Annotated in this window: 14 protein-coding genes and 2 tRNA genes; 3 read left to right on the forward strand and 13 right to left on the reverse strand. The window is 48.3% G+C overall.

Annotated features, from left to right (window positions below; translation table 11 throughout):
- Positions 1-176: 176 nt before the first annotated feature.
- The 10 genes from ACJJIK_RS00935 to ACJJIK_RS00980 all read right to left on the reverse strand — a co-directional run bounded on the left by ACJJIK_RS00935 (position 177) and on the right by ACJJIK_RS00980 (position 6983).
- The gene (locus tag ACJJIK_RS00935) at positions 177-719 is read right to left on the reverse strand and encodes a hypothetical protein (RefSeq protein WP_444943908.1); all 543 of its coding nucleotides are present in this window, start codon (positions 717-719) and stop codon (positions 177-179) included.
- Entirely contained in the window at positions 719-994 is a 276-nt protein-coding gene (locus tag ACJJIK_RS00940; protein WP_444931627.1) for a hypothetical protein, read from the reverse strand. Before ACJJIK_RS00940 ends, ACJJIK_RS00935 begins: the two co-directional genes overlap by 1 nt.
- A gap of 280 nt (positions 995-1274) precedes the next feature.
- Positions 1275-1351 (reverse strand) — tRNA-Arg (locus tag ACJJIK_RS00945).
- A 135-nt stretch (positions 1352-1486) separates the two neighbouring features.
- Positions 1487-1563, reverse strand: a tRNA-Arg gene (locus ACJJIK_RS00950).
- A 388-nt stretch (positions 1564-1951) separates the two neighbouring features.
- The gene (locus ACJJIK_RS00955; protein WP_444931626.1) at positions 1952-2593 is read right to left on the reverse strand and encodes an outer membrane beta-barrel protein; all 642 of its coding nucleotides are present in this window, start codon (positions 2591-2593) and stop codon (positions 1952-1954) included.
- A 240-nt stretch (positions 2594-2833) separates the two neighbouring features.
- Positions 2834-3322 carry a DUF1993 family protein gene (locus ACJJIK_RS00960; RefSeq protein ID WP_444943909.1) on the reverse strand — a complete coding sequence of 163 codons (489 nt, stop codon included), beginning with the start codon at positions 3320-3322 and terminating at the stop codon, positions 2834-2836.
- A 116-nt stretch (positions 3323-3438) separates the two neighbouring features.
- Positions 3439-5661 (reverse strand): ATP-dependent helicase, encoded by a 2223-nt coding sequence (locus ACJJIK_RS00965; RefSeq protein WP_444943910.1) that lies wholly within the window; start codon positions 5659-5661, stop codon positions 3439-3441.
- A gap of 134 nt (positions 5662-5795) precedes the next feature.
- Positions 5796-6227 (reverse strand): DUF6691 family protein, encoded by a 432-nt coding sequence (locus tag ACJJIK_RS00970; RefSeq protein WP_444943911.1) that lies wholly within the window; start codon positions 6225-6227, stop codon positions 5796-5798.
- Positions 6227-6664 carry a YeeE/YedE family protein gene (locus ACJJIK_RS00975; RefSeq protein ID WP_444943912.1) on the reverse strand — a complete coding sequence of 146 codons (438 nt, stop codon included), beginning with the start codon at positions 6662-6664 and terminating at the stop codon, positions 6227-6229. Before ACJJIK_RS00975 ends, ACJJIK_RS00970 begins: the two co-directional genes overlap by 1 nt.
- A gap of 4 nt (positions 6665-6668) precedes the next feature.
- Positions 6669-6983, reverse strand: coding sequence for a metalloregulator ArsR/SmtB family transcription factor (locus ACJJIK_RS00980; protein WP_444931621.1), 315 nt, complete (start codon positions 6981-6983; stop codon positions 6669-6671).
- A gap of 92 nt (positions 6984-7075) precedes the next feature.
- Here ACJJIK_RS00980 and ACJJIK_RS00985 point away from each other — a divergent pair, with 92 nt between their 5' ends.
- The 3 genes from ACJJIK_RS00985 to ACJJIK_RS00995 all read left to right on the forward strand — a co-directional run bounded on the left by ACJJIK_RS00985 (position 7076) and on the right by ACJJIK_RS00995 (position 10278).
- Positions 7076-7954, forward strand: coding sequence for an MBL fold metallo-hydrolase (locus tag ACJJIK_RS00985; protein ID WP_444931620.1), 879 nt, complete (start codon positions 7076-7078; stop codon positions 7952-7954).
- A 56-nt stretch (positions 7955-8010) separates the two neighbouring features.
- Positions 8011-8424: a TIGR01244 family sulfur transferase gene (locus tag ACJJIK_RS00990; protein WP_444931619.1), complete on the forward strand. Its 414-nt coding sequence runs from the start codon at positions 8011-8013 to the stop codon at positions 8422-8424.
- A 141-nt stretch (positions 8425-8565) separates the two neighbouring features.
- Positions 8566-10278, forward strand: a complete 1713-nt coding sequence (locus ACJJIK_RS00995; RefSeq protein WP_444943913.1) for a SulP family inorganic anion transporter — start codon at positions 8566-8568, stop codon at positions 10276-10278.
- A 137-nt stretch (positions 10279-10415) separates the two neighbouring features.
- Here the strand turns inward: ACJJIK_RS00995 and ACJJIK_RS01000 are convergent, their stop codons facing one another.
- The 3 genes from ACJJIK_RS01000 to ACJJIK_RS01010 all read right to left on the reverse strand — a co-directional run bounded on the left by ACJJIK_RS01000 (position 10416) and on the right by ACJJIK_RS01010 (position 13724).
- Positions 10416-11132: a LytR/AlgR family response regulator transcription factor gene (locus ACJJIK_RS01000; protein WP_444943914.1), complete on the reverse strand. Its 717-nt coding sequence runs from the start codon at positions 11130-11132 to the stop codon at positions 10416-10418.
- Positions 11133-11135: 3 nt separating this feature from the next.
- Positions 11136-12242, reverse strand: coding sequence for a sensor histidine kinase (locus ACJJIK_RS01005; RefSeq protein WP_444943915.1), 1107 nt, complete (start codon positions 12240-12242; stop codon positions 11136-11138).
- Positions 12243-12305: 63 nt separating this feature from the next.
- The gene (locus ACJJIK_RS01010) at positions 12306-13724 is read right to left on the reverse strand and encodes an alpha/beta hydrolase family protein (protein ID WP_444943916.1); all 1419 of its coding nucleotides are present in this window, start codon (positions 13722-13724) and stop codon (positions 12306-12308) included.
- Positions 13725-14104: the final 380 nt, after the last annotated feature.

Here is a 14104-nt window from a genome sequence, read left to right on the forward strand (position 1 = left end):
TGTATAAGGTGCAGATCTTAATGAAATGAATTTAAGTTGCACATTTTTCATTATTTTTTTGGGGGGGAGCCGTTGCCCGACAGCTTTTTGTAGTTTCAGAAATAGCAATTGAGTAGCTTTGCATATGAAAGCTATACCTATGGAAAGCTTGATGTGGCCTGGGGCGAATAGGGGTATCAGCAGGGGGCGGAGAGCCGCTCAAATGTATTAAGCAGCAACTTTGCCTCTTTAAGGCTGAATAAGTACCTTCTGAGCGATTTGACTCCAGCCTTTACCCCAAGGGAGATAAGCTTTATTGCAACAGCGAAAGCGAGCTCCGATTTAAGGCAGGGCGTAAATGCTAGAAAGGCATTAAATATAGATCGGTGAGTTCTATGGAGTAGATCTTGTATTTGGGGGTTGTTGGTTGATATTTTCTCTGTCTTTTTTTCAAAGGTTTTTAGCTGATTGACATACTCTGAAAATAGCCTGAGGTTAAATACTACCGTGCGGTGCTCCTTATACTCGGCAATGATGGCGCTAAGCGTGTCACTAACCTTGCGTAAGGCGATGTAATCTGTTCTTGATAGGTCTGTGTAGGAGCTGGAGAGGTAGCTGATTGTATCTCTTCGCAGCTGGCAAAATTCAAACAGGTGCTGATCGTGCTTCTTTACTTCCAGAAGCTGATATATCTTGGCGAAAATGAAGACAAGAGCAATTGCCAGCAATATATAGAGCACTACTCAAACTCCTTTTCATTAGCCGGTCTTTTGGACGCAGCTTTCCTGGTGGGTGGAGAATAAGAGAAGGCATTATCCATCAGTTTCAGAAACCTGTCTCTGTATTCTTTATTATCGGCTGCAAGCCGATCAATTTCAACTTGACGATCTTTCAGGCGCCCGCTGTACATCCAGAAGAGCAGGTAATGCGCAAAGATGAAAAATATGACAAAGAGGCCGTTCTTGAGCCCCATACTCTGCACAAACTGGAGTATATCTTTAAGGATGTCAGCCATGTAGTCCCTTACTTCTGATTTTGACAGCTCCTTGCGTATTTTTAACTATTGAGACTCCTGGTTCAACTTGGTTTAAGTTTGTCCAGAGCTTTGACGCCAGCCTTTCACTACGGGATCTAGCTTGCTGACCAAGTGTTGCAGCTAAGGAGGGGGGGGAAGCGGGGGTGATCAGGGTGAACCCAAGCCTCTCTTTATTGTAAAAGGAATTGCTGGGTGCAGCCAGTATGCTTGCGGGAAATAAAAAAGGGGCTTACGTCATGTAACGTAAACCCCTTGAAGATGGCGCGCTCGGGAGGATTCGAACCTCCGACCGCCTGGTTCGTAGCCAGGTACTCTATCCAGCTGAGCTACGAGCGCGTCGTCGAGGTGGCGTAATTTATTCCCTTTCCGACCATTAGTCAATCTTTTTTTGAAACTTTTAACGATCGACCTGAATTTCTCAGATGGGGATAATAAAAAAGGCCTGCATCTTTCGATGCAGGCCTTTGTATGTGGCGCGCTCGGGAGGATTCGAACCTCCGACCGCCTGGTTCGTAGCCAGGTACTCTATCCAGCTGAGCTACGAGCGCGTTACAGGTGCGGATATTATAGATGGACCTGGTACAAGTCAACCTAAACAATAAAAAAATCCTTAAAAATCATTGGGTTGGCTAAAGATTGGGCACTTTGGAGGCATTTAGAGCAACCTGGACTTATTTAAGGCGATAGTTGAGTGCCCAGTTAATCCTGCCGACGGTTTAGAGAGGTTTGATTGTGTATGGGGCTCTGAATAATTTGTGATATCTCTGGCCTGTAGAGCACTTCTCAATCAACGCGGGGCTTTAGACCTTTTCAAAATGTTGCAACGTAGAGTGTGAGTCGCTCAGCAAGCCCGGCAGGGATATTACAGAATCATTCAGAGGCCCCTGGGCTAAGCCGTGAGGGGCTTGGTTCCTTTGCGCTCCCTGGTAAAGGGGGCTAGAAGTGAGTTTCTAGGGATAGGTTAAACCCATTAACCGCTATGATGTCGTTATCGATTCTCTTCCACTGAAGCCTGCCAGAAATGTTATCGGTAAAGTCATATTTGGCGCCGAGACCGTAGGTGAGGTCGAAGTCTTTTTCGCTGTATCTGTTAACCGGGCTTATAAGTGACCACCAGGTCGAAACTGGCCTGAATTCACTATCGACTCTGGTATAGGAGAGGCCCAGACTGGCACTGAGGGTCAGTTTTTCAAGCACAGGGTAGTGTGCGACACTGTTTAATTGGAAACTGCTGACCTCAAGTGTTTCATCGTCGTTGACGTAGATATAGCGGTATCCATCGGTTTCGTAATCATAAGAGTTAACCAGTGCGCGATATTCATCATTAGCACTATTGAAATGCTGATAGGCAGCTTCTACTGAGAAGTGCTGGTTAAACTGATAGCCGAGATAAATATTTATAGAGTTTGTTTGATCGCCGAAACGCTGCCCATCAAGGTAGTGATCAGATTGAGCTTTCTGCCCATCAAAGTCGTGGTAACCCATTCCGAAACCTACATAGAGCGGTTTTTCCTCTGCGGTAGAAATGCTGGAGATTGTCAGAGCTAGGGGGAGTAGTAATAGCTTGGAGATTTTCATACCGATTACTTCTATTCCGTTAAAAAGTTTGCTGTAGATATCTACCTGAAACGTAGTTATATTTTTTTAAATGGGATGGGTCAAGTGGTTTTAAATAATCTAAAGGTGTTTAGGTTAGCTTCTGGAACTATCGTGTGAGTAATAGTTAATTTCAAATGTTCGGTAGTGCCAGGATTAAAATTTTCTGTAAAAACCAAATTTCAAATATTGAGAGTTGCAAAGCTATCCAGAGGTCGATCGTTAAATAAAACTAAATGCTGCTGGATAGCTGTGGTAGCCGTCATAATCTCCTTTGCTGAGGGCCACTCCGTGGCTGCGTGCAATGGCATAAACCATACTTATGTGAAATAGCAAATTCGGCAGTATATATTGATGGATATATTGCGGCTGAGGAAGCGTTACCACGCTAAAGCCCGCTTTGTCCGCAATTGTTTTACTGTCATCTAGCTGTGTCACTTCGGGTAGGGTGTTCAGGTGATTGAGTGTTTTTTGAATGGTTTGAAGGATATCCTCTTTTTGAATCCCGCCTGTTTCAAAAGTGACCGTTGTTCTGTCAACCAGTGGGCAGTACCCGCGAAGGGCAAAATTGGTCGCAATTTTTGCGTTTTCCCCTAGGCAAAACATGTCCTGGGTCAGTTGTTTACTAAATAATTCCTGTGGGATTTTTTGGCTGATGAAAAATAGTTGGGAAAGAGGGTTTTTGATAAGCTGTTTGATAGATACTTGCATCAGAATAAGTCAGCAAAAATGTGAAGTTGGGGGATGGCGGTAATTGATAATACTTTGACCGCCATAGGCTTTATTTGTCCGAAATCAACAGTAACGGTAAAAATTTCACCGGGCCATCACTGCATCAGATACTGTGACAGGGTTTCCCAATCAAATCGACGAGCCTTGCCATCGCTAAATAAGATCTCTATGCGCTTATCCTCCCAGCCCAAAACCCTGCCATAGCCGAGTTTTTGGTGGCGCAGGCTTTCACCGGGTTCGGGTTTTCGTATTGGTGCGCGGGGTGCGCTGATATTGGGGTTGTAATCGCAGGCCTCTAAATAGTGGAGTGCCTGGCGTGATACTGGTACATCGGTATCGATTTTGTCTGGACGATCCCGCAGAGCATCTGCCATTAACTTACTTAGCGGGAGTTGCATTTCATTGATAAACAGAGAGGGCTGCGAAGCCTCGGGATCCTTTTTATCGGTATTTTCCGTGGGGGCCAATAAGAACAGCTTTGATTTTGCCCGGGTCATAGCGACATACATCAGGCGGCGCTCGCTTTCCAGGGAGGCGGGTGTAGAGAAGTCTCGCTGGGGTTGGTAGGGCATATTGTGCTGGGTGAGGCTCGGGATAATAACTTGCCCCCACTCCAGCCCCTTGGCCTGGTGCATCGTGGTTATTTGAATACCATCGACACGGGATTGCTCGCCCTCTCGATGTTGCCGCTGTAGTTCCTGCAGGTGTGCCAGGGCTTCTGCGGGGGATTGCTTCAGTGTGTCCAGATACTTGCAGAAGGCGATGATCGTCTGCTGTCTTTCCTCCCCCTGTTGACGAGTGAAGGCGTCATCAGCGATCCCACTGAGAAGCTCCAATTCGCCGATATGGCGGCGCAACAGTTCTCCAGCATGGCCCCGCCAGCTCTCAATCTGGGTGAGCAGGTCTGCCCGCTGGCGCAGGCGTTTGGCTTGGGGTTTGCTCAAGCCTTCTGGCAGCAGGGTAATTAACTGTTTGCCCCAGTCTTTATCCAGAGTGGCCAGGGTGGAACAAACGGGCTCCAAAACTTTGCGTGGAATGCGGACATGGGGGGCGGTCAGCCATTCATAAAGTCCTTGCTGGCGGCGTTTGGCCGAAAGTTCGGTAAAGCGGCCGGAGGCAATATTCAGACTCCAAAACAGTGGCCGCAACTCACGACGGGACAGTACGGTATTGCGGCTGGCGGATCGGTAGGGGATATTGTTGGCCAGTAGCGCCAGCTCAATAGGTGCTGCGATCGACCACAGTCGTACCAATACGGCAACGTCCCTGAGAGCCTGCCCCTGTTTTTGGTATCTGCGTAGGTGTTCTACCAGCCAGCGACCCTCTTTATCGGTTGTCACCTGCTCTATCTCTGTTTGTTGTTCCTCACTGGCGGATATGCAGAATATATCGGCGCGATCGCGATTGTTCTCAATAAAATGGTTGGCGGCTAGAGATAGCTGGTGGCCGTAACGAAAGGTGCGGCTCAGGTGGTAAATATTTGAGGGGGGGAAGTCCCTATCAAAAAGATTGAGTAGGAAATCCGGCTTGGAGCCGCGCCATTCATAAATCGTTTGGTCTGGATCACCGATAGCGATGACGTTGCCGGACTCCCCATTGAGAGCTCGCAGTAAAAAGTGTTGTATCTCATTGATATCCTGGTATTCGTCTACCAGGATATCTTCATAATAACCGCCGTACTGCTCGGCCATTTGCTCATCGGTGCTGAGCAGCATGGCGGGATCGTAAATCAGGTCGGCATAGGTCACGGCACTTTGGCTGCGGCGCCACGCTTCGAAAGTGCGAAATACCTGTAGAAAATACATAAACTCGTCGCCGAGTTTTAGCTCCTGAAATGCGCTTAGCTCCCCGGATAAAATGGTTTTGGCATAGTCGATAAAAAATTCTGCGGCTTCAATTTCAGACTGCTTGCGCGCGCGAATCTCCTCTAATTCGTGGGTAGGGGCACACTCTTCAATCGCTTTCCATATCTGTAATTGAATAGTGGCTTGTGGCAGGGGGGAGAGATTGGCGGCAGTAAGATGATTGTTGGCAATCATGCGTTGGTATAGGCGATACCCGACACTGTGGAAGGTGTGTACTGCCGGTATAGGGCCCTCGGCCAAGCCTTTCATGCGCCGATCAAAGTCCTCGCGCGCGCTGCGGTTGTACATCAATACCAGTAGTCGCTCGGGGGGGATGCCTGCATCCAGGCGATTCTTTATATAGTGCAGTAGGGCGGTGGTTTTGCCGGAGCCGGCAACGGCAATGATTTTAGCGTGACCGCCGCTGTGGTCTGCGATTGCCTGTTGCTCTGATGTGAGATTGTTGCCGCCCATCGCATTTTCACCCAAATACTGGATATTTTGCCAGTGTTTGGTGCCGCCTTACAAGTAGCGCCGCCTTTGGCCGGGGGATTCCAGGGGTAATCGGGGGCAGCAAAAGGGGGCTTGCCGATCAGCCCCGGGCTTACTTATTTCGCTGCTGTGGTGCGCTTGCTACCAAAGAGTTGGAATATGCTCATGCCTGTGAGCATAGCGAGAACAAATATCAAGGCTTTTGGCTGCCCGGCCCCGGCAGCGACAAGGGCCGGTCCCGGGCAGAGGCCGACCAATCCCCAGCCTGCGCCAAACAGAAGGCTGCCCAGCGCTAGGCGGCGATCGATCCGGCTTTTTGTGGGTAGATGGAGGGGCTGATTCCAGATAGATTTTCCACGCCTTGTGACCAAGTGGAACAGGGGTAGCCCCACAGCAATAGCGCTAAACATCACCAGTCCCAGAGATGGATCCCAGGCGCCAACAAGATCGAGGAAGCCCAGTACTTTTTCCGGGTTGGTCATGCCGGAGAGTAGTAGTCCCAGGCCAAAAATCAGTCCCGCGCAGAGTGCGCTGATATTGGTTTTCATCAGAATTGCCCCACCAGCAGGTGCCTTATTAGAAAAACGGTGGTGAAGCCCGCAGTCATAAATATTAGGGTGGCGGTTAGTGAGCGAATAGAGCGTCGGGATAGGCCGCAAACGCCGTGGCCGCTGGTGCAACCGGATGCCATTTGAGTACCCAGGCCCACGAGTAAACCGGCTGTAATTAAGCTGGGGTAATCTGCCTTAATATCAATGGTGGGCATTGCCGCAAAAACCTTCCAGGCAAAAGGGCTCATCAATAACCCGCCAATAAAGGCTAAGTGCCATAGGGTGTCTCGGCGGTGGTTAAGCAGGTTGCCAATAATGCCGGAAATACCTGCGATGCGACCATTAAAGGCGAGTAAAGTAGCACTGGCGAGGCCGATCAGTAGCCCCCCTGCGAGTGCGGAGCCTGGAGTGAAGGCGGCCCAATCGATAGTCATAGGGCTACTCCGCGCAGTAGAGTTGGTAGAGAGTTTGCAGCAGGGTCAGCACGCGCGGGTCTGCAACCCGGTAGTAGACGTTTTTTCCCTCTCGGCGTGTTTCGACCAAGCCCTCGCGGCGGAGGACCCCCAGCTGCTGGGACAGGCTTGGTTGGTGGATGCCCAGGCGCTCTTCCAGCTCGCCGACATTGAGTTCTTCCTGGCTAAGCTGACACAGCAGTAACAGGCGGTCCCGGTTGGCCAGGGAGCGCAGCATCATAGCCGCCTGGTTGGCGGAATCGCGCATTTTTGTAAGGTCGAGATGTTCAGTATCAGACATAGGGACTAAAACAGTTTACATAGTTACAATATATTGTTTTATATATTATCAGATTGTATATTGTTAGTGTAGCGAATACTGGAGGGCTGAAGATGCCTCAACAACAACACCCTGCGCAGGTGCAGCCATTCCTAGACCGGGAAACGGAGACCTGGAGCTATGTGGTGTACGACAGGGAAGGGGGTTCCGCCGCTGTAGTGGACTCTGTGCTCAATTTTGATGTGGCTTCCGGCCGTACCTGTAGCCGAAGTGCCGAAGAGCTGGTGTCTTTTATCCGGGATAAAGGCTTGACCCTGGAGTGGATACTGGAGACCCACGCCCATGCCGATCATTTGTCGGCCGCGCCATTTTTGCGGCAGAAGCTGGGGGGGCGAATAGGGATTGGCGAGCAGATTTGTCAGGTGCAGCAAATTTTCCGCGATGTATTCAATCTTGAGCGGGAGTTTCTGGCTGATGGCAGTCAGTTTGATCACCTCTTTAAGGACGGTGAGACTTTCCAGGTGGGGCAGCTGACAGCGAAAGTTATTTACAGTCCCGGTCACACCCCCGCAGATATGGCCTGGTTAATCGGCGACGCCCTGTTTGTTGGCGATACCCTATTTATGCCGGATGTTGGTAGTGCGCGCTGTGATTTTCCCGGGGGCGATGCGTCGGAGTTGTATCGCTCGGTGCGCAAAATCTTGTCCCTGCCGGATCAAACCCGCATGTTTATGTGCCACGACTACCCGCCTAAGGGCAAGCGGGACTACCAGTGCGAGACCAGTGTTGGTGAGCAGCGCAGAGAAAATATTCACCTGCGCGATGGTGTGGCCGAGGAGGATTTTGTCGCAGTGCGGCGCAAGCGTGATTCCACTCTATCTGTGCCAAGGCTGATTGTACCTTCGGTACAGGTCAATATCCGGGCTGGGCAGATGCCTCCGGCAGAGTCCAACGGCACAGTTTACCTAAAGGTGCCACTTAACCTGCTCTAAACGAACTTATTGATCCGTGTGATTCGCTCTATTGAATGTATAAAATTGAGGTGATAATGAATATTAAAGTGTTAGATGATCAAGTGAGTGTCTCTGAGCATATTACCTGTGAAACCATGGCGCCTTTGGCTCAGAGTGGGGTTCAAGTCGTGGTATGCAATTGCCCTGAAGGTGAGAGTGAAGCTCACCCCTCTTACACTGAAATGGAGCAGGCGGCGCTAGCGGTGGGGATAAAATTTGTGGCTATCCCTTTTGCCCGTGGGCGTATGCTGCAAAATCACTGTGAGGCGTTTCGCGATGTTTTACAAAGTGGAGAGAAAGTACACGCTTTCTGCCGAACGGGTAATCGCTCCAGTCAGGTTTGGGCCGGAGCTAAACTCCTGATGGGCGCGGATAAAAAGCAGCTGTACACCCAGGCTCAGCAGGCGGGTTTTGATATTAGTGCGGCACTGGTCACAATCGAACCTTAACTGCAAATATTTATCGGCAATCAATACTGTTTGCTGATAAATAACGATTCTCTATGGCGGCACAATGGAGCGCCGCCACTTATCTCCCTGGGTCCTGCGTATAAGGAGGGCTGTGGATAGTAAAAGCGCGGGCAGTAAATAATGGCTGAGCAGCAGTATTCCAGATGGTTTCCCATTCTTAATATTTTTCATGGTTATAATCGTGAAATTCTGCTTCGGGACTTGTTAGCCGCAGCAATCGTTACCGTATTATTGATCCCGCAATCCCTCGCTTACGCTATTCTTGCCGGTCTGCCCGCTGAGGTGGGGCTGTATGCCAGTATATTGCCCCTTATCGTTTACGGTATTTTTGGGACTAGTCGTACCCTATCGGTAGGGCCGGTTGCTGTGGTTTCCTTAATGAGTGCCACTGCATTAGCGGAGGTTACAGCATCGGGTGCGGTTGACTACCTGAGTGCTGCTACTGCCCTTGCACTCCTATCTGGAGCCATTCTTGCCGTGCTGGGTGCTTTGCGCCTGGGGATGCTCGCTAATTTTCTCTCTCACCCAGTAATATCGGGCTTTATCACCGCTTCCGCCTTGCTGATCGCACTGAGTCAGTTGCGCCACTTGCTGGGTATACCTGCCAGTGGCGATACCGCGCCTGAATTGATCGCCTCCCTATGGGGAAACCTCAATACGGTTAATAATCTAGCGCTTATAACCGGTCTGGGGGTGGTACTATTTCTCTATTGGGCACGAGCCTATGGGGCAGGGCTACTTCAAGCTATGGGTTTATCGTCGAGTACCGCCGAACTCCTATCCAGAGCCGCTCCAGCAATGGGGGTGCTGGCAACGATGGGGTTGTCTTTTGGGTTGGGCTATGAGGCGCGACAAGTCGCATTGGTTGGTTTTATTCCCTCAGGTTTACCTGTACTTAATCTGCCCAAGATATCACTGCCACTCCTTGAGGCCTTGCTGGTACCGGCACTAATGATTGCCATTATTGGTTATGTGGAATCTGTATCCGTTGCTAAAACCCTGGCCGCTAAGCGCAGGCAGAGGATTGATAGCAACCAGGAATTGATCGCTCTGGGTATGGCCAATATGGGCGCTGGCTTCTCAGGTGGGTTCCCTGTGAGTGGGGGATTCTCCCGCTCAGTGGTGAATGATGCAGCGGGTGCGCAAACACAGTTAGCCAGTATTTTTACCGCAGTGGGTATTGCCCTGGCTGCACTCTTCTTAACGCCGTTTCTATACTACCTTCCCAAAACGACTCTGGCCGCCACTATTATTGTGGCCGTTCTATCGCTGGTTGATTTTTCCATTCTGGGTAAGACTTGGCATTTTGCCAAGGCAGACTTTCTCGCAGTAACTCTGACGATCGCCGTCACGTTGTTGCTTGGTGTAGAGCCGGGAGTTGCCTGTGGAGTAGGTGTTTCACTACTGTTATTTATCTATCGGGCCTCAAAGCCCCACATTGCAGAAGTGGGATTGGTAGAGGGAACAGAGCATTTTCGCAATATCCACCGGCATAAAGTAAAAACCATTCCTGAGATTCTTACTTTTCGTGTAGATGGCCGTTTAATTTTCTCGAATATTGGGGTTTTAGAGGAGCGCATTTATATAGATCTGGCCCGCAATCCGAAAGTGAAGCATGTGATATTGATGTGCAGCGCAGTAAATGAAATAGATTGGAGTGCCCTGGAGGTGCTGGAATCTATTGATCGCGCCCTGGTGGAGAGGGGAATTCAACTGCACCTATCGGAAGTGAAAGGGCCGGTGATGGACTGCTTGAAGAAGAGTAATTTTCTACAGCGGTTATCTGGCGATGTATTTTTAAGTCAGTATCAGGCATTTGCACGGCTGGGTTAGGGGGGGCGGGTATTGCCGTCAGGAAGTGACAGCAGCTTTTTGAGCTGCTGACCTAAGATTGCCGCATTTGTTTGCTACTGTGTCGAGGCCTACCTGGAAGCTTGTAGAGTTATGCCGTATTTTTCTCCTGATCGCCCCTAAAAGCTCAGCATCTCCCGCAAGCGACAGGCTGGTCGCCGGGCAACTTCTATTTCTTTACCGTCAGTCATGGTTACCATTAGCCCACTATTTATCCAGGGTTCAATATTCTTAATATAGTTTAAATTGATGATTTGTTGTCGGTTGGCGCGGAAAAACATCTCCGGGTTCAGTCTCTGCTCAATTTTTGCCAGGGATTTATAGATAAACGGCTTGTTGTCTTCAAAGAAGACTTGCGCGTGATTGCCACAATTTTCAAAATATCGAATATTCCCAATCTCAACAAGCCAGCAGCGCTCCCCGTCTTTTATAAAGATTTTATTGCTGGTGTCCAGGTAGTTGGCTGAGGTGGCACTGGGTGTTGAGGGTGAATCCTCCTGTGCTTTACTTAAGGCCCGCTCGAATTTCTCTGGGTTTATGGGCTTTAGTAGGTAGTCGAGAGCATTGACCTCGAAAGCCTGTATCGCATACTCGTCGTAAGCGGTTGTGAAAATAACTTTAGGGGCGGTATCAAGCTTTTCGAGTATATCGAAGCCTGTGCCATCGGGTAAATTGATATCTAGAAAAAGCAAATCTGGCTGCTCTTCTCTAATTAGCGATACCGCTTGCTCGCAATCTTGTGCTTCGGCTACCAGATCTATATGTTTGTGTGGTTTCAGTAACTCCTTCAGTTCATTACGTGCGAGTCTGGAGTCTTCGATAATAATGGCTTTCACTTCTTATACCGCTAGTTGTAAAGGTGAGGTGGGGATATGGCACTGAGCAATAACTTGTTGTCCCTGCTGTTTTATCAGAAAGGAGGTTTTTTCTCCATACTGGAGGGTTAATCGCTTTTGGATATTGGCTAACCCCAGTCCTGTATTTCCACTTTTTTTGTCTTCGATATTTGCGGTTTTATCTTGGGTGATATCTAAAGTGCCTGGATTTGTTACGGTAATGACTATATGCTGCTCTACAGAGTCTATTTTTACACTCAGTTCTCCCCCTGTTCTGGATTTTTCGATTCCATGACGGACAGCGTTTTCTGTTAGCAATTGAATAAGAAGTGGGGGGATGCGCTCTCCCATTAAGTCTGAGTCAACTTCCAGGTTAAAAGTTAAGCGATCTTCATATTGTATTTTAAGTAGTTCAATATATTGGCAGACTATCTCCAGTTCATCCCTGAGGGGAACGGTTTTCTGTTTGTGTGCCATCAGTGTGTATCGTAGCAGATCGGAGAGGTTCGTCAGCATTGTTCTTGACTTTGTCGTATCCTCAAGAATCAGTGCCCGGATATTATTTAGGCCATTGAAAAGAAAGTGAGGGTTAAGCTGCCCCATAAGTGCAGCCATTTTAGCTTCGTTGAGCTGTAGGTTGAGCTGTACGGCCTCCTGCTCGACTTTGAGCAGTCTATCCTGGTTAACTGTTGTAATGTATATCAAGGTCCAGCTTAACATTAGGATGGTCATAAGTAGCCAGTTGCCAAGTACATTATTCCAAAAGGAGCTGGGTGCGGTGTACCCTGCTAAGTTGTAATACGAGAAAATTAAAGTGAGCGAGCTGTAGGCACATATAAATGCGAGAGTAATTGAGGATAGGATGAAAATGGGCCATTGTTGCCGCCAATTTTTATCCAAAAGATTAAAGCGGTATATGATTTCTCGAATGACGAGGGTTGAAAAACCACAAGTGGATATAAGGGTGAAAGTGTGTGCCGCGAGCTGTTCGAAATTCTCATCAGTAAGCAATCCTCGTGAAATCGCATTCACTAGGGCAAACATGAGCCAGCCACCAAAATGAAAAGCTAGGAACTTGGTAGTTGGATTGGGGGATTTTAGAAGCTTCATAGGTTATTACATCTTGATACGATACCCCTTATCTTGGAGCATCGCATTTTTTCTTGGGGAAAATTAAAATCGATCATTCAGCCAGGAAGTCATTATTTTTAGGGCGCCAGGAGAGAAGCTTTCCTCTATTTTCGCATATTCAGCATCGCTGCCGGTTTTGGCTGTTTGAAACAGGTGGTTTAGTTTGTCGAGTTTAGTAATCTCATAATCTTTATGGCTGGATTTGCTTAACACTTTTTCCAGGTTGCCTAAGTTCATTTCTGCATCAACTTGGAAATCCAATGAGCCGTTAAGGGCCAGTAGTGGGCACTTTGTGTTTTCTAAATAGGATTCCGGGTTGAAATTCAGTGCATAGCGGAACCACGGGGTGGAATATTGTTTCTTGAGTAACTCAACCTGTGTCTCCAGTTCGCCTCCTTCTAAACCCTCCAATTCAACGCTCTTATAAAGTGCTTGATGCAAATTTTCGCTGATAGCTTCCCCTTCGGAAAGCTGAGCAAACTGCTCAAAAATAATTTTATCAAGTTTGCGAATTTTCTGTAGATTTTCCTCCGTCACCCCGCTATGCTTTCTATCCCGGTACCATTGGTCGAGAAAGAGCTCTTGCATTTTAACCGCAGGGCCGCCGAGCAGAATTGTAAAGGCGATATCGTCGCGGCTGCTGGCTATCATAGGGGCTATCATGCCCCCTTCGCTGTGGCCAATTAAGCCAATTTTACCCTGGGGGAGATCCCTGCGGCTGTTTAGGTAGTCCACAACTGCACTGGTATCATTGGCAAAATCTTCGGTGGTTGCAGTAAAAAAGTTTCCGGTGGATTCACCGATTCCTCGCTCATCATAACGCAGCACGGCGTATCCTTGACGGGTTAAATAGTCGGCAATTACGGCAAAAACTTTATGCCCGAATAATGTTTCATCTCGATCCTGGGGCCCGGAACCGCTAATCAGAACGGCTGTAGCTTTGATCGCAGACTTTGGTTTGGTCAGTGTCCCAGAGAGAATATGATTTGTAATTTTGCTTTTAAAGCTTACCTCTTCAATAGTGTAAGGGTAGGGTCCTACTGGTGTCTGTGGACGGTTCTCCGGCTTATCTGTGGTTATCTTTCTGAAGTTAAGAGGTAGTGATTCCCCCTGAGTGAATGAGCCAAACATAAGTTCAACTACAGGGTTGTATGTTCCCTGGTAACTGATCTGTAAATCTTCAACTTCGAAAGAAATATGGTTGTCACTGACCTCCAGTTGTGACATTTCTATGCCGTAGGCGTCTTGTGCGGGGCTATCCAGTACGCCCGTCCACTTTCCGTTATCCTGATCAATATGGAGGGTAACGGGAAGTATGTTATCACTAGGAGTTTGAATGGTTGCCTTCCATTCACCATCGATACCACTCGCCATGGTTGCAGTGGAGAGTAGGCTGCTGGCAAGGATCAGTGACTTCAGTTTTGAGTTGATCCCGATAAATTTACTCTGAATAAACTGCATAATTATTCTCCTTGTGCTCTCTTGTTGAATGGTTGCTATTTTAGAGAAAAGTATGCCGTCGATCTAAAATTTAGGATGAGTGGCAAATAAGGCTGGCGAGCGGCAAGAGGGTTTTTTGGTACTATTGATCTACTTGCGAGTTGCTAAACAGCGAATAGGGAGGTTGAGTTGAGTGCATCTATATTAACAGCATTGATAAATTTTCCCGGAGTGTCATGTATATTGGTGCTGAAGTTTCTGTATGGGTTGTTCAGACGTGAGGGTAATGTCGGCAAAGTTAGGTTGCTTTACTTTTCCAGTCAGTACCTGCCGACCTCTACATAGGCGACAACTTTATGACTAATAAGATAATACTGCTAAAAATACAAGCAGCATTCTAT

The sequence above is a fragment of the Microbulbifer regidiadema (SeqCode) genome, from assembly GCF_052466995.1.

Excerpts from the sequence above, each read along its gene's own strand:
- ACJJIK_RS00940 (WP_444931627.1), bottom strand. The coding sequence starts at position 994 with ATGGCTGACATCCTTAAAGATATACTCCAGTTTGTGCAGAGTATGGGG.
- ACJJIK_RS00955 (WP_444931626.1), bottom strand. The coding sequence starts at position 2,593 with ATGAAAATCTCCAAGCTATTACTACTCCCCCTAGCTCTGACAATCTCC.
- ACJJIK_RS00960 (WP_444943909.1), bottom strand. The coding sequence starts at position 3,322 with ATGCAAGTATCTATCAAACAGCTTATCAAAAACCCTCTTTCCCAACTA.
- ACJJIK_RS00965 (WP_444943910.1), bottom strand. The coding sequence starts at position 5,661 with ATGGGCGGCAACAATCTCACATCAGAGCAACAGGCAATCGCAGACCAC.
- ACJJIK_RS00970 (WP_444943911.1), bottom strand. The coding sequence starts at position 6,227 with ATGAAAACCAATATCAGCGCACTCTGCGCGGGACTGATTTTTGGCCTG.
- ACJJIK_RS00975 (WP_444943912.1), bottom strand. The coding sequence starts at position 6,664 with ATGACTATCGATTGGGCCGCCTTCACTCCAGGCTCCGCACTCGCAGGG.
- ACJJIK_RS00980 (WP_444931621.1), bottom strand. The coding sequence starts at position 6,983 with ATGTCTGATACTGAACATCTCGACCTTACAAAAATGCGCGATTCCGCC.
- ACJJIK_RS00985 (WP_444931620.1), top strand. The coding sequence starts at position 7,076 with ATGCCTCAACAACAACACCCTGCGCAGGTGCAGCCATTCCTAGACCGG.
- ACJJIK_RS00990 (WP_444931619.1), top strand. The coding sequence starts at position 8,011 with ATGAATATTAAAGTGTTAGATGATCAAGTGAGTGTCTCTGAGCATATT.
- ACJJIK_RS00995 (WP_444943913.1), top strand. The coding sequence starts at position 8,566 with ATGGCTGAGCAGCAGTATTCCAGATGGTTTCCCATTCTTAATATTTTT.
- ACJJIK_RS01005 (WP_444943915.1), bottom strand. The coding sequence starts at position 12,242 with ATGAAGCTTCTAAAATCCCCCAATCCAACTACCAAGTTCCTAGCTTTT.
- ACJJIK_RS01010 (WP_444943916.1), bottom strand. The coding sequence starts at position 13,724 with ATGCAGTTTATTCAGAGTAAATTTATCGGGATCAACTCAAAACTGAAG.